The following is an 18,749-nucleotide window of genomic DNA, read 5'->3' on the forward strand; positions in this document are numbered from 1 at the left end:
TCTTCGGGGACTTCCGGTGGACGCGCCCTGGCCTTCGGAAATTCGATCAGAATCGCCGCAGACCCCATTCGCGCTCGAATTCCGCGTCGGCATCGATTTCCTGAACAACAACAGGGGTAGGGCTGCGTTTCTGCTGCACGGGAGCCTCGACCTTGGCAACAGGAGCAGGCGGCGCGATCATCACCAGGTTCTCGGCGAAGACCTTGCCGTTCTTGTCGCCCAATGTGTATTCCAGGGATGTGCCGGGTTCGAGGGGCGGCAACTTGGCTTCCTCGATTTTCCGCAAATGCAGGAAGACATCAGCGCTGCCATCGTCCGGCGTGATAAAACCATAGCCCTTGGTTACGTTGAACCATTTCACCTTGCCCGTGGCCAAATCCGGCTTTCCTCATTCGCTGCAAATCATTTAACCCATAGTGGCACTACGGCCGGCAAAATTCAACGCCATGACCGTTTGAAGCCCCGAGTAACCGCGATTATTGTTACTATCCGGCACAAGAAATACGTCGGTTGCGGGTGCGCGGTCGCCGCTTCGTGACTGGTCCTTCGTCAGAGCTCAACTATAATGCTTCGAATACGGCGGAGATCGCCTGTAGAACCATCGACGAGGAAGAGGAAGCACCGTGAGCAAGAAGCGTCCCGAAGGCATCGAAACCTACGACGCGCCGGCCGGCGGCTGGGGCGCATTACGCGCCGTCGCCAAGACGCTCTCCCAGCAGCAGGTTGTGGCGCAAGGCACGACGACGTTGCTGAAAGCCAATCAGCCCGATGGCTTCGATTGTCCGGGTTGCGCCTGGCCGGACCCGAAACACACCTCCTCGTTCGAATTCTGCGAAAACGGCGCCAAGGCCATCACTTGGGAATCGACGGCAAAGCGCGTCGGTCCCAGCTTCTTTGCCGACAACAGCGTAAGCGATCTCTGGCACTGGACGGACCACAAGCTGGAAGGCGCCGGCCGGCTGACCCATCCGCTGGTCTACGACCGCGACAGCGACCGCTATGTGCCGATTGAATGGGACGAAGCCTACCGCCTGATCGGCGCCGAACTGAACAAGCTGCCTGATCCGCACATGGCCGAATTCTACACCTCGGGCCGCGCCTCGAACGAGGCTGCCTTCCTGTTCCAGCTCTTTGTGCGCGCCTACGGCACCAACAATTTCCCCGACTGCTCGAACATGTGCCATGAGGCGACCAGCGTCGGACTGCCGAAATCGATCGGCGTCGGCAAGGGAACGGTGACGCTGGAGGATTTCGACCACTGCGACGCGATCTTCAGTTTTGGCCACAATCCCGGCACCAACCACCCCCGCATGATGGGAACGCTGCATGAGGCAGCCCGTCGTGGCGTACCGATCATCGTCTTCAATCCGCTGAAGGAGCGGGCGCTGGAGAAATTCGCATCGCCACAAAGCCCGGTAGAGATGGCGACCTTCTCCTCGACGCCGATCGCCTCCGCCTATCACCAGGTCCGCACCGGCGGCGACCTGGCTGCCCTGAAGGGCCTGATGAAATCGATCTTCGAGCGCGATGCCGCAGACCTCGCCGCCGGCGGAACGGGCGTGCTGGATCGCGAATTCATCGAGACCCACACCGTTGGCCTGGAAGCTCTGAAAGCCGATATCGACGCCACCAGCTGGGACACCATCCTCGAGAGCTCCGGCCTGACGCGGGCAGCGCTCGAGAGCGCGGTCGATGTCTACCTCAATGCCAAAAAGGTCATCCTCTGCTACGGCATGGGCATAACCCAGCACGCCAACGGCACCGCCAATGTCCAGCAACTCGCCAACTTCCTGATGCTGCGCGGCAATATCGGCAAGGAGGGCGCCGGCATCTGTCCGCTGCGCGGCCATTCCAACGTCCAGGGCGACCGCACCGTCGGTATTACCGAGATCCCGACCAAGCCGCTGATCGACGGCATCGAGCGTGCCTTCGGCTTCCGCCCGACCATGGACAAGGGGCACAATGCCGTCGAAGCCGTCGAGGCAATCCGCGACGGCAGGTCGAAGGCGCTGATCTGCCTCGGCGGCAACTTGGCCGTCGCCATGCCCGATCCCGATGCCACCTTCGCTGCCATGCGCAAGCTGGATCTGGCGGTCCACATCACCACCAAGCTCAACCGCTCGCATCTGCTCTTGGCAAAGACCTCGATCCTGCTGCCGGTCTTCGGCCGTACCGACCTCGACACCCAGAAATCCGGGCCGCAATCGGTGACCGTCGAGGACTCGATGTCCATGGTGCACGCCTCACGGGGCTTCCTCAATCCACCAAGCGAGCACCTGCGCTCCGAACCCTCCGTCGTTGCCGGCATGGCAAAGGCGACCCTCGGAGATCGCTACGGCATAGACTGGGACGGCATGATCGAGAATTACGACCGCATCCGCGACAAGATTGCGATTGTCTTCCCGGATTTCCACGACTTCAACGCCCGCGTCCGCGTCAAGGGCGGCTTTCGCCTCGACATTCCAGCAAGCTATCGCCAATGGAAGACCGAAAGCGGCAAGGCAACCTTCCTCGTTGCCCCCGGCGTCGATGAGGATCCGCGCCTGTCCAGCGATAGCGTGCTGGTGCTGACGACCCTGCGCAGCCACGACCAGTACAACACCACCATCTACGGCATGAACGACCGCTATCGCGGTGTGTTCGGCAGGCGGGATGTCGTCTTCATGAACAAGGACGACCTTTCCGCACGTGGCCTCACGGAAGGCGACAAGATCGATATTATCGCGGCCCCCTATCCGAACGAAAGCCCGTCGGCCGGCAAGACGGTGCGTGGCTTTACCGTCGTCACCTACGATATCCCCAAGGGCTCGGTGGCCGGCTATTACCCGGAAATGAACAGCGTCATCGCGCTTGGCCATTACGACCGGAAGTCCGGTACTCCGGCCTATAAGGGGGTGCCGGTCGAGGTGCGTCGCGCCGTCTGACCACACGGGCAAGGCTTTCCATCCCGACTGGCCCGCAGCAGGGGACAGTGGGGATGGAAGTCACAAAAAGATCCCCGCAAGGAGAATCGCCGGGAGAGCTTAAAACTGTGATCTGCAGTCCCTATATGAGGAACGTCACAGTTCCGTGCCTCATAGGAGAAGCAATGTCCGCTGCCTCGCGTTTCGCCAAATTCGCTCTTATCGCCGTCGTTTCAGCGGCCAGCGTCTTTGCTACCATCGGTGATGCGGATGCCCGGCGCGCCGGCGGCGGCATGAGCTTCGGAAGCAGAGGCACCCGCACCTATACGGCGCCGCCAGCCACCAGCACGGCCCCGACCACTGCCGCGCCGATCGAGCGCTCGATGACACCCCAGACCTCGCCGCAATTTCAGCCGCAGCCTGGCGTCAACGCGCCCCGCACCGGCGGAATGTTCGGTGGCTTCGGCCGCTCGCTGCTCGGCGGCCTTGCCATCGGCGGCCTGCTCGGCATGTTCCTCGGCCACGGCTTTGGCGGTGCTGCCGGCTTCCTCGGTATGCTTCTGCAGATCGCCATCGTGGGCGGCCTGATTATGCTTGCGATGCGCTTCTTCGCCAATCGCCGGCAGGGTGCAGCCTCACCGTCGGCAGGCAACGCCTATGCCGGCCCGTCGCCAATGACGCCGTCCTTCCGCATTCCGACCTTGGGCGGCTCAGCTTCAGGCTACGGTTCCGGCAACGCCGCGCCGAAGACCTCGGCCAAGCCGAGCGACGAAATCGGCCTGTCGCCAACCGACTACAGCCGCTTCGAGGCCCTGCTGACCAAGATCCAGACCGCCTACGGCGCCGAGGACTATGGCGCCATCCGCGCCCTGACGACGCCTGAAGCGATGTCCTATCTGGCCGAAGAACTTGGCGAAAACGCCACCAACGGCGTCCGCAACACTGTATCGCAGGTGAAATTGCTGCAGGGCGACGTATCCGAAGCATGGCGCGAAAATGGTGTCGACTATGCGACCCTCGCCATGCGCTATTCCAGCATCGACGCCATGGTCGACCGCAACAGCGGCAAGCTCGTCGACGGCGACGACCGCAACCCGAGCGAATCCACCGAACTCTGGACCTTCACCCGCAAACCCGGCACCGAATGGCTCCTCTCCGCCATCCAGGGCACTGAGCCTGCAAGGCACTAAGGCGAACTGCGATCGCGGCCGGGGATCAATCCCGGCCGCATGAGCATCGGCAGAAAATTGCGATAACGTGCAATGGCCTGTGAGTGACACACGCCAATCTCTTTAGTGAGCACATCAGCAAAAAAACTGGAAAATAATGCGAGCTACCGCAGATAGCCGCTAAAGATGGCGGAATCCAAATCAGGAATTGGCGGAGAGGGTGGGATTTGAACCCACGGTGCCCTTGCAGGCACGCCGCATTTCGAGTGCGGTACATTCAACCACTCTGCCACCTCTCCGCGGAACCGGTTGACGCTGTGAAGCGCGCCGTCCTCATACCGATAGAAAGTCCGGATGGCAAGGGTGAAAGTCGAAGCTTTTCACCCTTTTGCCTTGACACAATTTGACCCCTCGCGTATGTGCCCGATCCAATAGGTGCGGAGAAGTCCGCTCCCTTTGCGCTTCCGCGTTCCGCGCAAGCATCACCGGCAGGCCGGTTCGGGCACAAGGCCCGCCTCGCCTGCTCAATGTCGACTGATAAAAAGACGGCCCCCAAAGCGGGAGAGCCGGAACGAACATGAAAGGATAACCAATGTTCGCAGTCATCAAGACCGGCGGTAAGCAGTACCGTGTGGCAGCAAACGACGTGCTGACCATCGAGAAGCTCGACGTCATCGCCGGCGATATCGTAGAATTTAACGAAGTCCTGATGATCGGCGTCGGCGCCGACGCTTCCATCGGCGCGCCCTTCGTTGTCGGCGCAACCGTCAAGGCTGAGGTTGTCGAACACAACCGCGCCCGCAAGGTCATCGCCTTCAAGAAGCGTCGTCGTCAGAATTCCAAGCGTTCGCGCGGTCATCGTCAGCATCACACGGTTGTCCGCATCACCGACATCGTCGCTGCCGTTTAAGATCACGGACAGGTTTAAAGGAGAAATCCCATGGCACATAAAAAAGCAGGCGGTTCGTCGCGCAACGGTCGTGATTCCGAATCCAAGCGTCTCGGCGTGAAGAAGTTCGGCGGCGAAGCTGTGATTGCAGGTAATATCATTCTGCGCCAGCGTGGCACGCAGTGGCATCCGGGCGCCAATGTCGGCCTCGGCAAGGACCACACGATCTTCGCGCTCACTCCCGGTAACGTCGCCTATCGCACCAAGGCCAATGGCCGCGTGTACGTATCCGTGATGCCGAAAGCCGAAGCAGCAGAATAAAGCCGGAAGCGTTTAAGCAGCCGGCGTCTCATCGACCCGGCTGACCGCATCAGGTTCAGTCTTTGAAAACGGGGAGATGGGGCGCCATCTCCCTTTTTTCTTTTCCCACAAGGAGGACTGAACGATGCAAAGCGAACTGTTAAGGGAGGACCAATCGCGGTCGCCCGAAGACCGGTTGAGGCCGGAGAGGTTAAGACCCGATTGCCCCGTCTTGTTATCGGAGCGGCTCGTTCTGCGCGCGCCCCACAAAGACGACATCGAAGCCCTTGCCCATCTCGCCAATAACGCCAATGTCGCCACCATGGTCTCGCGCATGCAGCACCCGTATACGACCCGGGACGCCGCCGATTTTGTGCGCCGCACGACGTCTGGCGAGATTGGCAAGTGCCTCTATGCGATCACCAAAATGGAAAACGGCGCCTTTCTCGGCTGTTGCGGCATAGAACCGGGCCAGGATCCGACGACTGTCGAAATCGGCTACTGGCTGGGCGAGCCCTACTGGAACCAGGGCTTCATGACGGAAGCGGCTCACGCGCTGATAGACATGGTGTTCCGCACGCGGCCTGAGGTCGACCAGATCGATGCCCGCTGCCGGGTCACCAACGTCGCCTCTCGTCGGGTGATCCACAAGTGCGGGTTCCAGTTCCAGGGCGCCGGGCTGGCAGCGTCCCTGGCGCTTGGCAGCACGGTCTCCGTCGAATGGTTCCGGCTGGATCGCCGCACCTGGATGTCGTTGCGCAGCTGGGGGGCACTGAGATGAACGCCGCTGTCCTCTCGCGCCGGTCGCAGCAGATCGCGGCACCCGGCCCGGAACCGGTTATCCGCACCGCCCGGCTGACACTGCGGCCGCATCGCCTTGGCGACGCTGACGCGATTACGGGATCTCTGTCGGATTTCGCGGTCACCCGCATGCTGGCGCGTGTGCCGGTCCCTTACCACCGGCAGGACGCGCTCGACTGGCTGGTGCCGCGAGCCTCCGGTCTGCTCGCGGACTGGGCGCTGGCGATTACCGAGGGCGATGACGATGTCCACATCGGCACGGTCGGCATCGAACTGCGCCACGATCGCTGGCACGTCGGCTACTGGCTGAACCGCTACTACTGGCGGCGCGGGTTCATGGGCGAGGCTGTGGCAGCCGCGCTGGAACGCTTCAGCCGGCGGATGCCAGGCGAAGACATCCATTCCGGTGTTTTCGTCGACAATCCGGCGTCGCTGAAGCTGCAGGAGAAACTCGGCTTCCGCATCACCGGTTGCGCGGAAGTCTTCAGCTTTGCCCGCAGCACCATGGTTCCGCACGTCGAAACCCTGCTGTTGCCGGGCGATCTGCGCACCAGCGCTAGTGCCAGTGCCTGACGCAGACAGAGCCTGACATAGACAAAACCGTCGCCGGTTCGCCGGCGGCGGCTTCTTATAGACCAGACAGCAAGACCCCCGCAGGCGGCTATGCTATAGCTGCTGCAGATGACGATAATCTTTGACCTCCGGCAGAACCGCCTATATCGAAGGCGGCATGACGGGCGCAAACTGACCGAATAGCGAAGAATACGATGAAATTTCTTGACGAAGCAAAAGTCTACATCCGCTCCGGCGACGGCGGTGGCGGCAGCGTCTCATTCCGCCGGGAAAAATTCATCGAGTTCGGCGGCCCCGACGGCGGCGACGGCGGACGCGGTGGCGACGTCTGGGTCGAGGCGGTCAACGGCTTGAATACGCTGATCGATTTTCGTTTCCAGCAGCATTTCAAGGCGCAGATCGGTACCCATGGCATGGGCCGCAACCGCACCGGTGCAAACGGCGAGCACGTCACGCTGAAGGTGCCGGTGGGCACGCAGGTCTTCGAGGAAGACGCCGAGACGATGATCTGCGACCTGACCTTCGAAGGCCAGCGCTTCCGCATCGCCGCCGGCGGTAATGGCGGCTTCGGCAATGCCCATTTCAAATCCTCTACCAACCAGTCGCCGGATTGGGCCAATCCTGGTCTCGAGGGCGAGGAAAAGACCATCTGGCTGCGGCTGAAGCTGATCGCCGATGCAGGCCTCGTCGGCATGCCGAATGCCGGCAAGTCGACCTTCCTCGGCGCAGTTACGCGTGCCCGCCCGAAGATTGCCAATTACCCCTTCACCACGCTGCATCCCAACCTCGGTGTCGCAACCGTCGACGGCACGGAATTCATTCTAGCCGACATTCCGGGCCTGATCGAAGGCGCCCATGAGGGCGTCGGCATCGGCGACCGTTTCCTCGGCCATGTCGAGCGCACCCGCGTGCTGCTGCACCTGGTCTCCGCCCAGGAAGAAAAGGTCGGCAAGGCCTACAAGACAGTCCGCCACGAGCTCGAGGCCTATGATGAGGCGCTGGGCGAAAAGCTGGAAATCGTCGCCCTGTCGCAGGTCGACATTCTCGACGATGCGGAACTGAAGAAGAAAACGAAGGAGCTTGCCCGCGCCTGCGGTCACACGCCGTACCAGATTTCGGCGATCACCGGCAAAGGCATGACGGACCTTTTGCGCGCGCTGCGCGACATCATCGCTATCGGCGAAACCGAAGACAAGCCGATGAAGGCGCTGAAAAACCGCCACCGGGATACGGTCGACCTGGTCGCGGATGAAGCCAACGAAAGCGGGGACGAGGAGCGCGAGGGATGACAGCCCGACAACCGCTCGACCGCTACCGGCGAATCGTCATCAAGATCGGCTCGGCGCTGCTGGTCGACCGCGGCACCGGGTTGAAGAAGGCCTGGCTCGATGCGATCTGCGCCGACATCGCCGCGCTGAAGGCAAAGGGCGTCGATGTCCTTGTCGTCTCCTCGGGAGCCATCGCGCTCGGCCGCTCCGTGCTCGATCTTGCCAGCGGCGCGCTGAAGCTCGAGGAGAGCCAGGCGGCTGCGGCGGTCGGGCAGATTGCGCTCGCCCGCGCCTGGTCGGGAAGCCTTTCCCGTGACGACATCGTTGCCGGCCAGATCCTGCTGACGCTTGGCGACACCGAGGAGCGACGCCGCTATCTCAATGCCCGCGCCACCATCAGCCAGCTCCTGAAACTCGGTGCGGTACCGATCATCAATGAGAACGACACGGTCGCCACCAGCGAAATCCGCTATGGCGACAACGACCGGCTGGCCGCGCGCGTCGCCACCATGACCGGCGCAGACCTGCTGATCCTGTTGTCCGATATCGACGGCCTCTACACCGCCCCGCCTCACCTCGACCCAAATGCCCGGTTCCTCCACACGATTGCTGAAATCACGCCCGAAATCGAGGCGATGGCCGGCGGCGCTGCCTCGGAACTATCACGCGGCGGCATGCGCACCAAGATCGATGCCGGCAAGATCGCCACCGGTGCCGGCTGCGCCATGATCATTGCATCTGGCAAGACTGACCGGCCTCTTTCCGCCATCGACCAAGGTGCCCGCTCCTCCTGGTTTGCGCCCTCTGGCACACCGGTCACAGCGCGCAAGACCTGGATTGCCGGGCAGCTGCAGCCGGCAGGCGAACTGCATGTCGATGCCGGCGCCGTCACCGCGCTCGGTGCAGGCAAGAGCTTGCTGCCTGCTGGCGTGCGCTCCGTGATCGGTCACTTCGGACGCGGCGATACCGTCGCCGTCATCGGTCCCGCCGGCCGCGAGATCGGCCGTGGCCTTGCCGGCTACGATGCCGAAGAGGCACGGCAGATTACCGGCCGCAAGTCGGCGGAGATCGAGGCCATTCTCGGCTATGCCGGCCGCGCCGCCATGGTTCACCGCGACGATCTGGTAATGACGGCGTCGGGAACGCAAGGCACAGCAAGCCGAAAGGACGAGGCGCATGCTTGATCACGTAGCAGCCAGCCCTGATATCGACCGGCTGATGGATGAAATCGGTCGCCGGGCCCGCGCTGCGGCGCGTCCGCTGTCGTTTGCCTCTGCTCAATCGAAAACCCGCGCCCTCAATGCCATGGCGGATGCCATTCTTTCAAAGCGGGACCACATATTGGCTGAGAATGCCAGGGATCTTGGCGACGTGGAAGGCACCGGCATGCTCGCATCGTCGATCGACAGGTTGACGCTGACCGAGGCACGCATCGACGCCATGGCCGACGGCATCCGCACGATTGCCGCACTGGCCGATCCGGTCGGCGAAGTCATTGCCGCCTGGGAACGCCCGAACGGGCTGCAGATCGAGCGCGTCCGCACGCCGCTCGGCGTCATCGGCGTCATCTTCGAAAGCCGCCCCAACGTTACCGCCGATGCTGGTGCACTCTGCCTGAAAGCCGGCAATGTCGCCATTCTGCGCTGCGGCAGCGATTCGCGCCGTTCCTCGCAGGCAATCCATGCCTGCCTCGTCGAGGGATTGAAGGCGGCAGGCTTGCCGGAATACGCGATCCAACTTGTCCCGGTTACCGATCGGGCAGCCGTCGGCGCAATGCTGTCCGGGCTCGATGGAAATATCGACGTCATCGTCCCGCGCGGCGGCAAAAGCCTCGTGGCGCGGGTGCAAAGCGAGGCCCGCGTTCCGGTCTTTGCCCACCTCGAGGGTATCTGCCACATCTACATCGATGCGTCTGCGAAACTGGAAATGGCAAAGCAGATTGTCGTCAACGCCAAGATGCGCCGTACTGGCGTGTGTGGCGCGGCCGAGACGCTGCTTGTCGACCGGGCGGCAGCGGCAACCCACCTCAAGCCGCTCGTCGACGCTCTTGCGGCGGCCGGCTGCGAAGTTCGCGGATCGGCCGACGTGCTTCATGCTATCCCCGCATTGAAGGCTGCCACCGAGGAGGATTGGTCGACGGAGTATCTCGATGCCATTATATCGATTGCTATGGTTGATGGCATCTCGGGCGCTATCGAACATATAGCCCGCTATTCATCCAATCACACCGAGGCTGTCATTGCTGAAGACCCCGAAGTGGTGGGGCGCTTCTTCACGGAGGTGGATTCAGCAATCCTGCTGCACAACGCGTCGACGCAATTTGCCGATGGCGGTGAGTTCGGCATGGGCGCGGAAATCGGCATTGCCACCGGAAAGATGCATGCGCGCGGACCTGTCGGCGTCGAACAACTGACGTCGTTCAAATACCGGGTACGCGGCAGCGGACAGATACGGCCCTGATGTGACAGCAGACAGGATCGACGCCCACTATCTTCGTATGCCCCATGCCGAGCGCGGAATGGTCGTCGGCCTGTTCGGCGGCTCCTTCAATCCGCCGCACCCCGGCCATGTGCTGGTTGCAGAAATTGCCATCCGCCGGCTGGGCCTCGACCAGCTCTGGTGGATGGTGACGCCCGGCAACCCTTTGAAGAATACCAATCAGCTCGCCCCGATGGCAGAGCGCATCGCACTCAGCGAAAAGATTGCGATCGATCCCCGCATCAAGGTGACCGGCTTCGAGCAGGCGCTCAACATGCGCTATACGGCCGATACGCTGGCCCGCGTCAAGGCGCTGAACAGCCACGTGCATTTCATCTGGATCATGGGCGCCGATAGCCTGAACACGTTCCACAAATGGCAGAAGTGGCAGACCATCGCCAATACTTTCCCGATCGCCGTGATCGATCGGCCGGGTTCGACGCTCTCGCACCTGTCGGCAAAGATGGCGAAGACCTTTCACTACGCCCGTGTCGACGAAGACGACGCAAGGGTGCTGTGGAAGAAGCGTGCACCGGCCTGGACATTCATCCACGGTCCGCGCTCGACGCTGAGCTCGACCGCTCTCCGCGAAGAGCAGCAGAAAACCTGAATTTCCGAAATTTGAAATCCTCAAAAATGAAAAGCCCGACGGGGGAGGAGATCCGTCGGGCCTATCAAAACTGATCGACAACCGGGAGGAGGAGTGTCATCGATCCAAAATCGAATGGCGCTGGGAGGAGGAGTGCGCCGTTCGATGAGTTAAATCTAGCACAGCTGTCGAGAAGTAAAATCGTTGATATCGCAACGCAGCCATGCATTTTACAAATGACAGAAAAGTGCAAATGCACAAAATTAAATCTTTCGTAAGCTTTCGCGCGAGATCACACCGACCACCTACGCTGTTGACGACGCCCTGCCCCCAAAAGACGCTGGGGCGCCATGTTGCAGCCCGATGGATGTCACAGGGGCCTACAGAGCCATGCGAAATCGACCAAGTCAGTAGGGAATAGCAATCGGCGAAATCTCTGAAATCATTGTCGATTAATCGTGTTGACGAAACCGACGCTGGTCAAATCGCGCGAAGCGATATATTCCTGAAAATACTTCGCCAATTTGGAGATTACCATGCCGACCCGCCGTTCCTGGATGAAACTTGCCGCTGTAGCCATTGTCGCCGGCTGGCTCGGATTGACCACCGGCGTCTCTCCCTCGGCAGCGGCGGAAAAAATAACCGTGTTCGCTGCCGCCAGCATGAAGAACGCCCTCGACAGCGCAAACGCCGCTTACACCGCCCAGAGCGGCAAGCAGATCACCGTGTCCTATGCCGCGAGTTCGGCGCTGGCAAAGCAGATCGAGAGCGGCGCACCTGCAGATATCTTCATTTCGGCCGACACCGACTGGATGGCATACCTCGGCAACAAGAACCTGCTGAAGCCGGATACGCAGGTAAACCTATTGGGCAACCAGATCGTGCTCGTTGCCCCCCGCGACAAAGCGAAGCCGGTTGATATCAAGGCCGGCATGGATTTCTCCGCCCTCCTCGGCGACGGTCGCCTGGCGATGGGCCAGGTCGATTCCGTGCCAGCCGGTAAATACGGCAAGGCAGCCCTCGAAAAACTGGGGATCTGGCCGTCGGTCGAAAGCAAGGTTGCCGGTGCCGAAAGCGTGCGCGCTGCGCTGGCGCTGGTATCGCGCGGCGAAGCCCCCTACGGAATTGTCTATCAGACGGATGCCGCCTCCGACCCGGGCGTCGCCATCGTCGGCACTTTTCCAGCAGACAGCCACCCGCCCATCATCTATCCGCTCGCCATCACTGCCAGCAGCAGGAACAAGGATGTCGATGCCTATTACGACTTCCTCAAGTCGTCCAAGGCGGAGCCTTTCTTCGAGCACGAAGGTTTCACCATCCTGAACTGAACATCGCCTGCCTGCTGCATGACCGGCGGACCAACAGGGAAAGAGAGCGGTTTTGGAGGGATGGCATTTAAGCAGTGACGAGTGGACGGCGATTCTGCTTAGCCTGCGCGTCGCTAGCGTGGCCATGCTGGTGAGCCTGCCATTCGGGGTCGCCGCAGCGCTGCTTCTCGCTCGCGGCCGGTTCTTTGGAAAATCGCTGCTGAACGGCATCATCCATATGCCGCTGATCCTGCCGCCGGTCGTCACCGGTTTTCTGCTGCTGATCCTGTTCGGTCGCCGCGGCGTCATCGGCGCCTTCCTCGACAACCATTTCGGCATCGTCTTTTCTTTTAGATGGACCGGTGCCGCGCTCGCCTGCGGAATCATGGGGTTCCCCCTGATGGTACGCAGCATCCGGCTGTCGCTGGAAGCCGTCGACCGCAAGCTGGAGGAGGCTGCAGGAACGCTGGGTGCCAGTCCTGTGTGGATATTCCTCACCGTCACCTTGCCGCTCACGCTCCCCGGTATCATTGCCGGCATGATCCTCTCATTTGCCAAGGCGATGGGGGAATTCGGCGCCACCATCACCTTCGTCTCCAACATTCCTGGCGAAACCCAGACGCTTTCGTCGGCAATCTATACCTTCACTCAGCTCCCCGGCGGCGATGCGGGCGCGCTGAGGCTCACCGTCGTCGCGGTGCTGATTTCCATGACCGCACTGCTGGCGTCCGAGTTTCTTGCCCGTTGGGTCGGCCGCAGGGTGGACGTCTGATGACGCTGACGGTGAACATCCGCCACAGGCTCGGCGCTTTTGCGCTGGACGCTGCCTTTACCGCAGAGGGCGGGGTTACGGCCCTGTTCGGCCGCTCCGGCTCTGGGAAGACCTCGCTCATCCGCAGCATTGCCGGGCTGATCCACCCCGACCACGGCCACGTTGCGCTCGATGGCAGGGTGCTGACGGACACGGACCAAAATATCTTCGTGCCCCGCCATCGCCGCCGTTTCGGCTACGTCTTTCAGGAGGCACGGCTGTTTCCGCATCTGTCGGTTCGCCACAACCTCGGCTATGGCCGCTGGTTCGCGCCGAAAACGACCGACCGCGACGATTTCGACAGCGTCGTCGATCTACTCGGGCTCGGCCCGCTTCTGGAGCGCCGACCCGGCAAGCTGTCGGGCGGCGAAAAGCAGCGGGTGGCAATCGGCCGTGCCCTGCTCTCCAACCCGCGCCTGTTGCTGATGGACGAGCCGCTGGCGGCACTCGACGAGGAGCGCAAGGCAGAGATCCTGCCCTATCTTGAACGGCTGCGCGACGAGACGAAAATCCCGATCGTCTATGTCAGCCACGCGATTGCAGAGGTCGCGAGGCTCGCAAGCCGCGTCGTCCTTTTGCGCGACGGCCATGTGGAAGCGGTCGGCAGCGCCGTCGAGGTTTTGAGCCTGCCATCGACGGCGGAGGGCGCCGAGCGCCGCGAGGCCGGCGTGCTGCTGGAAGGCCGCATCGACAGCATCTCGCAGACCCATCTCCTATCGACCGTCGCCCTGAAGACCGCGAAACTGCAGGTGCCGGGGACAGGATTTCCGGTCGGCAGGATGGTGCGGATCCACGTCCCCGCCCGCGATGTGATGCTGGCGACCGTGCGCCCGGAAGGCCTCAGCGCGCTCAATATTCTCGAAGGAACGATCACCTGGATCGGCGTGGTCGCCAACGGTGCGCTGGAAGTCCGCCTCAACTGTGGCGGCGACCCGATCCTGTCGCGGATTACCCAGCTGTCAGGCGAAAGACTGCGCTTGGCAGTGGGCATGACCGTTTTTGCAGTCATCAAGACAGTCGCCCTGCAAAACGGATGACCGGTGTTATCACGCTTCCGGCAACCCCTGCGGACGGTAGTGCTCCTGCAGCCACAGCAGATCGTCGGCGAGAACGAGGGCGACCGCCCGCTCCATCGCCCGGAACCGCTCGAGCAGCGCCTCGCCGAAGGGTGTCAGCACCGCACCGCCACCCTTCTGGCCGCCCCGCTGCGATTCGACCGAGGGCACGTCGAACATGCGGTTGAGGTCGCTGACCAGAAGCCATGCGCGGCGGTAGGACATATCCATGGCTCGCCCCGCCGCCGAAATCGAGCCCGTCCTGCGGATGTGCTCAAGCAGCTCCATCTTGCCCCGGCCAAGCCGATCCTGTCCCGTGAAACGGATGCGCAGGATGGCGTCTATCGTGTCGTTGGAATGTCTGGTCATGGCCCGCAGCTTTTGAGCGTTGTTCCCTATACGCGCAGCACTCTTGGCTGTATACGGCCGTACCCGAGGCATCGATATGGGCCAATGGGAAGGCCGACGGGCAAAAATTCGCAGATCGGTGCCGAAAACGCATCGCTGGCCGAGAAACTGAGCCCCGACCGCCGATGCCGAGCTGCACGCGTCTTGAAACCTTAGTGCTTTGATGCCTATCTTGAGAACTGATTTGAACGACAGTTCGAATCAATCGCGTGCATGTTCTGTTACTCCTGAAAGGAAAAGCACTGACAACAGTACACGCCAAGGGACGAACGCTAGCCGTTGCCCCGAAGAGCCCGGAACGTGGCGTTGATGCCGCCGCCCGCGCCCTGCAAGCCGTCCTCAACAGCCTTGAGGACTCCAAAGCTGAAGACATCGTCACCATCAACATTGCGGGCAAATCCGCGCTGGGCGACTACATGGTTGTGGTCTCCGGGCGCTCAAACCGCCATGTCCTGGCGATCTCCGATCACCTCACGTCCGATATCAAGGGCGAAGGTCTCGGCAACCCGCGCGTCGAAGGTCTCGACGCAGGCGACTGGGTTCTGATCGACACTGGTGACATCATCGTCCACGTCTTCCGTCCGGAAATCCGCGAGTTCTACAACATCGAAAAGATGTGGGCCGCGCCGGATCTCGACGAGGGCACGATACACTAGCAGATCCGGTTTCCCCGGCTGCTGCGCAGGTTTGACTGGCCGCAACGGCATCTGTCGCGCGGCTAAGAAATATGTGCGGCCGTGCTGGCCATCGTCTCTGGAGTGAACATGCGGATTGGATTGTTTGCCGTTGGCCGGCTGAAGACCGGCCCGGAGAAGGATCTCGCGGCCCGCTATTTCGACCGGTTCGCCAAGACGGGCCCAGCCATCGGGCTGGATTTCTCGCGCGTCACCGAAGTCGCGGAAAGTCGTGCCTCGAACGGCGAAACGCGCAAGCGCGAGGAGGCGGCCATGCTGCTGAAATCGCTGCCGGACGCCAGTATCCTCATGCTGCTCGACGAGCGCGGCAAAGCGATGGACAGCGAGGCATTTGCTGCGCTCCTTGGCCAGTACCGGGACCAGGGCAAGCGCGACCTGACGATCGCCATCGGCGGCGCGGATGGCCTCGATCCTTCGCTCTACGACAGGGCAGACAGCACGATCTGTCTCGGCAAGATGACCTGGCCACACCAGCTTGTGCGGATTCTTATTGCCGAACAGCTCTACAGGGCGGTCACCATTCTCTCCGGCCACCCCTACCATCGCGTCTGAAAGTGGCGGATCGCTCACACAGCCGTGTTTTGATTTCGTCACCGAACTGGCGATATGTCTTGGCCATCGGCGGCAAATCAGCTTACGCCTTGCGCGATAGAGAAATCCTAAGCCATCCGCGATGAAACGATCCGCCGCCCCTCTGCCGCGTCTGCTCCCGCCGCCTCTCGCGGCAGGTACCCGTGCGGCCTTTTTGTGTGCAGCCGTAATGCTCGCGGCAGCTCCGGTGATCCAGGGATATCAGGCGCGCGCCGAGGATGGCGCTGCCGATCCGACGTCGTCGCGGTTGCCACCGGACCAGCAAACCGCCCCCGATACAGCCACCGCAAACCCGCCGGCGCCCGATCCGGCAGCCGACCTTGCCGAAAAACGCGACCAGACACGAGCCGAACTCGATAGCCTGTCGAAGACGATCACCCTCTCTGCCGAAAAGCAGAAGCAGCTTCAGGAAAGTGTAGCGGCGCTCGACAAGAGCAATGCCAGCCTGCGCCAGGCGCTGATCGATTCGGCATCGCGCCGCAAGACGATGGATCGCAAGATCGAAGACAGCGAAAGGGCGCTGACCGATCTGAAGGTCAAGGAGGGCGGCGTCCGTCGCTCGCTTCACGAACGGCGCGGTCTCCTGGCCGAGGTTTTGGCAGCGCTGGAGCGCATGGGCCGCGACCCGCCTCCGGCCCTGCTCGTCAGCCCCGACGACGCCCTCAATTCGGTGCGAAGCGCCATCCTGCTCGGCGCCGTGGTGCCCGGCATGCGCAAAGCGACTGAAAAGCTGCTTGCAGACCTCGGCGAACTGTCGACGCTGGAAGCCTCCACGGCCAAGGAAAAGGCAAACCTTTCCGCAACGCTCACGTCCAGTCTGGAGGAAGAGCGGCGTATGGATCTGCTGATCGCCGAGAACGACCGGCAGAGCAGGGAAAGCGCCGCTCAGATAGAGGACGAGCGCAAGCGTGCCGAGCAACTGGCAGGTAAGGCAACCAGCCTGGAAGGCCTTGTAGCCTCTCTCGAAAGCCAGATCGGCTCGGTGCGCAGCGCGGCAACGGCTGCCCGCGAGGAAGAACAACGCCGGCAAATGATGACCGACGAGCAGCGTGCCGAAGCCAAGGCCCTGGCCGAAAGCGGGGTGCCCGATAAAAACCGCATTGCCCCCGCATATCGATTTTCAGACCTAAAGCAGAAGCTCGAGCTGCCTGTGGCCGGTGATATTCTTCGGCACTTTGGAGACGACGACGGAACGGGACACACGGCCGCTGGCATGACGCTCGCAACCGGCCCCGGCGCGCTCGTCACGGCGCCCGCCGATGGCCTGGTGGTGTATGCCGGCGCTTTCCGCAGCTACGGCCAGATGATCATCCTCGATACCGGCGACGGCTTCCACATGGTTCTGTCCGGAATGGACGCCATCAAGACGCGCCAGGGAAAATTTGTTTTCGCCGGAGAACCGGTTGCGGTGATGGGCGAGAAAAGAGTGGCAAGTGCGACAGCATTGGCGCTGGAAACAAACAAGCCAACGCTTTACATTGAATTGAGAAAAGACGGAAAACCGGTTGATTCCCAACCCTGGTGGACCGCAAAGGATACTGGAAAGGCACGCAATGATTCGTAGGGCTTCTCTTGTCGTCATCGGCGCATTGATGGGTGCGACCGCCATGGGCGTCATTTACTCAGCGGGAGTCCCGGCGGAAGCTGCGAGCGGTTCCACGTATAAGGAATTGTCGGTATTCGGCGATGTCTTCGAGAGGGTTCGGGCGCAATACGTTACGCCTCCCCAGGAAGACAAGCTCATCGAGGCGGCCATCAATGGCATGCTTGCCTCGCTCGATCCGCATTCGAGCTACATGAATGCCAAGGATGCCCAGGACATGCGCACCCAGACCAAGGGTGAGTTTGGCGGTCTCGGCATCGAGGTAACGATGGAGAAGGACCAGATCAAGGTCGGCTCCACGATCGAGAATACCCCCGCCGACAAGGCCGGCGTCAAGGCTGGCGACTTCATCACCGCAATCGACGGATCGCCTGTAAAGGGCCTGAAACTCGAAGATGCCGTGCTGAAGATGCGCGGCGAGGTCAAGACGCCGATCAAGCTGACACTGCAGCGCGTCGGTGTCGATAAGCCGATCGAACTGACGATTGTCCGCGACATCATCCCGGTCGCCGCCGTCCGCTCGCATGTCGAAAACGATGTCGGCTACATCCGGATCCTGCAGTTTACCGAGAAGACCACACCGGATCTCGAAGCTGCCATCCAGAAGATCAAGCAGACCGTGCCAGCCGACAAGCTCAAGGGCTATGTCCTCGACCTGCGCCTCAACCCGGGCGGCTTGCTCGACCAGGCGATCAACGTCTGCGACGACGTCCTGGAGCGTGGCGAAGTGGTCTCGACCCGCGGCCGTAACCCGGACGAAACCCGCCGCTACAACGCCGGTCCGGGCGATCTGACAGACGGCAAGCCGATCATCGTGCTGATCAATGGCGGCTCCGCCTCCGCATCGGAAATCGTTGCAGGCGCCCTGCAAGACCTGCGCCGTGCCACGATCCTCGGCACGCGCTCCTTCGGCAAGGGGTCGGTCCAGACGATCATCCCGCTCGGTGAGAACGGTGCCTTGCGCCTGACCACGGCGCTCTATTACACGCCATCGGGCCGCTCGATCCAGGGCACCGGCATCACGCCTGACATCAAGGTCGACGAGCCGCTGCCGGACGATCTCAAGGGCAAGATGGTCTCCGAAGGCGAATCCACCCTGCGCGGTCACATCAAGGGCCAGTCTGAAACCGACGAAGGATCGGGCTCGGAAGCCTATGTGCCACCGGAGGTCAAGGACGACGTTCAGCTGAACTACGCGCTCGACCTGCTACGTGGCGTCAAGAAAGACCCCGCCTTCCCGCCAAATCCGGACAAGGCTGTAGTCGCCAAGTAAGACGTCGTATAGTAGGACGTCGCCAAGACAGAAAAT

General features: G+C 61.8%; 17 protein-coding genes, 1 tRNA gene and 2 pseudogenes. 17 read left to right on the forward strand and 3 right to left on the reverse strand.

Annotation, left to right across the window (positions count from 1 at the left end; genetic code table 11):
• Positions 1-184 precede the first annotated feature (184 nt).
• Positions 185-376: pseudogene (locus tag J5274_RS28715) on the reverse strand (cold-shock protein); the annotation flags it as partial.
• Between the two features lie 247 nt (positions 377-623).
• Between J5274_RS28715 and J5274_RS03130 the strand changes: the two are divergent.
• Positions 624-2,924 carry an FdhF/YdeP family oxidoreductase gene (locus J5274_RS03130; RefSeq protein ID WP_142824554.1) on the forward strand — a complete coding sequence of 767 codons (2,301 nt, stop codon included), beginning with the start codon at positions 624-626 and terminating at the stop codon, positions 2,922-2,924.
• Between the two features lie 164 nt (positions 2,925-3,088).
• Positions 3,089-4,093: a Tim44 domain-containing protein gene (locus J5274_RS03135; RefSeq protein ID WP_142824553.1), complete on the forward strand. Its 1,005-nt coding sequence runs from the start codon at positions 3,089-3,091 to the stop codon at positions 4,091-4,093.
• A 188-nt stretch (positions 4,094-4,281) separates the two neighbouring features.
• Here the strand turns inward: J5274_RS03135 and J5274_RS03140 are convergent.
• Positions 4,282-4,371, reverse strand: a tRNA-Ser gene (locus J5274_RS03140).
• A 293-nt stretch (positions 4,372-4,664) separates the two neighbouring features.
• Between J5274_RS03140 and rplU the strand changes: the two genes are divergently transcribed.
• The 11 genes from rplU to modC all read left to right on the forward strand — a co-directional run bounded on the left by rplU (position 4,665) and on the right by modC (position 14,125).
• Positions 4,665-4,982, forward strand: coding sequence for a 50S ribosomal protein L21 (gene rplU / locus J5274_RS03145; protein WP_111222079.1), 318 nt, complete (start codon positions 4,665-4,667; stop codon positions 4,980-4,982).
• 30 nt (positions 4,983-5,012) lie between these two features.
• A complete protein-coding gene (gene rpmA / locus J5274_RS03150; RefSeq protein ID WP_142824524.1) occupies positions 5,013-5,282 on the forward strand; it encodes a 50S ribosomal protein L27 in 270 nt (89 codons plus the stop codon).
• Positions 5,283-5,406: 124 nt separating this feature from the next.
• Complete coding sequence (locus J5274_RS03155) at positions 5,407-6,042, forward strand: GNAT family N-acetyltransferase (RefSeq protein WP_142824523.1); 636 nt, start codon at positions 5,407-5,409, stop codon at positions 6,040-6,042.
• A complete protein-coding gene (locus J5274_RS03160) occupies positions 6,039-6,635 on the forward strand; it encodes a GNAT family N-acetyltransferase (protein WP_142824522.1) in 597 nt (198 codons plus the stop codon). Before J5274_RS03155 ends, J5274_RS03160 begins: the two co-directional genes overlap by 4 nt.
• A gap of 194 nt (positions 6,636-6,829) precedes the next feature.
• Positions 6,830-7,924, forward strand: a complete 1,095-nt coding sequence (gene obgE / locus J5274_RS03165; protein ID WP_111222083.1) for a GTPase ObgE — start codon at positions 6,830-6,832, stop codon at positions 7,922-7,924.
• The gene (proB, locus tag J5274_RS03170; RefSeq protein WP_142824520.1) at positions 7,921-9,087 is read left to right on the forward strand and encodes a glutamate 5-kinase; all 1,167 of its coding nucleotides are present in this window, start codon (positions 7,921-7,923) and stop codon (positions 9,085-9,087) included. Before obgE ends, proB begins: the two co-directional genes overlap by 4 nt.
• Entirely contained in the window at positions 9,080-10,363 is a 1,284-nt protein-coding gene (locus tag J5274_RS03175) for a glutamate-5-semialdehyde dehydrogenase (protein WP_142824519.1), read from the forward strand. The genes proB and J5274_RS03175 overlap by 8 nt, the downstream gene beginning before the upstream one ends.
• A gap of 37 nt (positions 10,364-10,400) precedes the next feature.
• Entirely contained in the window at positions 10,401-10,991 is a 591-nt protein-coding gene (locus tag J5274_RS03180; protein ID WP_142824846.1) for a nicotinate-nucleotide adenylyltransferase, read from the forward strand.
• A gap of 515 nt (positions 10,992-11,506) precedes the next feature.
• Positions 11,507-12,298 (forward strand): molybdate ABC transporter substrate-binding protein, encoded by a 792-nt coding sequence (gene modA, locus J5274_RS03185; protein WP_142824518.1) that lies wholly within the window; start codon positions 11,507-11,509, stop codon positions 12,296-12,298.
• A 52-nt stretch (positions 12,299-12,350) separates the two neighbouring features.
• Positions 12,351-13,049 carry a molybdate ABC transporter permease subunit gene (modB, locus tag J5274_RS03190; RefSeq protein WP_142824517.1) on the forward strand — a complete coding sequence of 233 codons (699 nt, stop codon included), beginning with the start codon at positions 12,351-12,353 and terminating at the stop codon, positions 13,047-13,049.
• On the forward strand, positions 13,049-14,125 hold the full coding sequence (gene modC / locus J5274_RS03195) for a molybdenum ABC transporter ATP-binding protein (protein WP_142824516.1): 1,077 nt from the start codon (positions 13,049-13,051) through the stop codon (positions 14,123-14,125). Before modB ends, modC begins: the two co-directional genes overlap by 1 nt.
• A 9-nt stretch (positions 14,126-14,134) precedes the next feature.
• Here the strand turns inward: modC and J5274_RS03200 are convergent, their stop codons facing one another.
• On the reverse strand, positions 14,135-14,512 hold the full coding sequence (locus tag J5274_RS03200) for a winged helix-turn-helix domain-containing protein (protein ID WP_142824515.1): 378 nt from the start codon (positions 14,510-14,512) through the stop codon (positions 14,135-14,137).
• Positions 14,513-14,764: 252 nt separating this feature from the next.
• On the opposite strand from J5274_RS03200, the pseudogene rsfS reads away from it, so the two are divergent.
• The 4 genes and pseudogenes from rsfS (at position 14,765) to J5274_RS03220 (ending at position 18,713) form a co-directional block, all read left to right on the forward strand.
• Positions 14,765-15,207, forward strand: a pseudogene (rsfS, locus tag J5274_RS03205) (ribosome silencing factor).
• A gap of 108 nt (positions 15,208-15,315) precedes the next feature.
• Positions 15,316-15,798 (forward strand): 23S rRNA (pseudouridine(1915)-N(3))-methyltransferase RlmH, encoded by a 483-nt coding sequence (gene rlmH / locus J5274_RS03210; protein WP_142824514.1) that lies wholly within the window; start codon positions 15,316-15,318, stop codon positions 15,796-15,798.
• A 151-nt stretch (positions 15,799-15,949) separates the two neighbouring features.
• On the forward strand, positions 15,950-17,401 hold the full coding sequence (locus J5274_RS03215; RefSeq protein WP_374108287.1) for a murein hydrolase activator EnvC: 1,452 nt from the start codon (positions 15,950-15,952) through the stop codon (positions 17,399-17,401).
• Entirely contained in the window at positions 17,391-18,713 is a 1,323-nt protein-coding gene (locus tag J5274_RS03220; protein ID WP_142828751.1) for a S41 family peptidase, read from the forward strand. The genes J5274_RS03215 and J5274_RS03220 overlap by 11 nt, the downstream gene beginning before the upstream one ends.
• Positions 18,714-18,749 lie beyond the last annotated feature (36 nt).

Origin of the sequence: Rhizobium sp. L51/94, assembly GCF_019355555.1 — a bacterium.
Taxonomy (GTDB): Bacteria; Pseudomonadota; Alphaproteobacteria; order Rhizobiales; family Rhizobiaceae; genus Rhizobium; species Rhizobium rhododendri.

Excerpts from the sequence above, each read along its gene's own strand:
- proB (WP_142824520.1), top strand. The coding sequence starts at position 7,921 with ATGACAGCCCGACAACCGCTCGACCGCTACCGGCGAATCGTCATCAAG.
- J5274_RS03180 (WP_142824846.1), top strand. The coding sequence starts at position 10,401 with ATGCCCCATGCCGAGCGCGGAATGGTCGTCGGCCTGTTCGGCGGCTCC.
- modC (WP_142824516.1), top strand. The coding sequence starts at position 13,049 with ATGACGCTGACGGTGAACATCCGCCACAGGCTCGGCGCTTTTGCGCTG.
- obgE (WP_111222083.1), top strand. The coding sequence starts at position 6,830 with ATGAAATTTCTTGACGAAGCAAAAGTCTACATCCGCTCCGGCGACGGC.
- J5274_RS03175 (WP_142824519.1), top strand. The coding sequence starts at position 9,080 with ATGCTTGATCACGTAGCAGCCAGCCCTGATATCGACCGGCTGATGGAT.
- J5274_RS03160 (WP_142824522.1), top strand. The coding sequence starts at position 6,039 with ATGAACGCCGCTGTCCTCTCGCGCCGGTCGCAGCAGATCGCGGCACCC.
- rpmA (WP_142824524.1), top strand. The coding sequence starts at position 5,013 with ATGGCACATAAAAAAGCAGGCGGTTCGTCGCGCAACGGTCGTGATTCC.
- rplU (WP_111222079.1), top strand. The coding sequence starts at position 4,665 with ATGTTCGCAGTCATCAAGACCGGCGGTAAGCAGTACCGTGTGGCAGCA.
- J5274_RS03200 (WP_142824515.1), bottom strand. The coding sequence starts at position 14,512 with ATGACCAGACATTCCAACGACACGATAGACGCCATCCTGCGCATCCGT.
- J5274_RS03155 (WP_142824523.1), top strand. The coding sequence starts at position 5,407 with ATGCAAAGCGAACTGTTAAGGGAGGACCAATCGCGGTCGCCCGAAGAC.
- J5274_RS03220 (WP_142828751.1), top strand. The coding sequence starts at position 17,391 with ATGATTCGTAGGGCTTCTCTTGTCGTCATCGGCGCATTGATGGGTGCG.
- rlmH (WP_142824514.1), top strand. The coding sequence starts at position 15,316 with ATGCGGATTGGATTGTTTGCCGTTGGCCGGCTGAAGACCGGCCCGGAG.
- J5274_RS03135 (WP_142824553.1), top strand. The coding sequence starts at position 3,089 with ATGTCCGCTGCCTCGCGTTTCGCCAAATTCGCTCTTATCGCCGTCGTT.
- modA (WP_142824518.1), top strand. The coding sequence starts at position 11,507 with ATGCCGACCCGCCGTTCCTGGATGAAACTTGCCGCTGTAGCCATTGTC.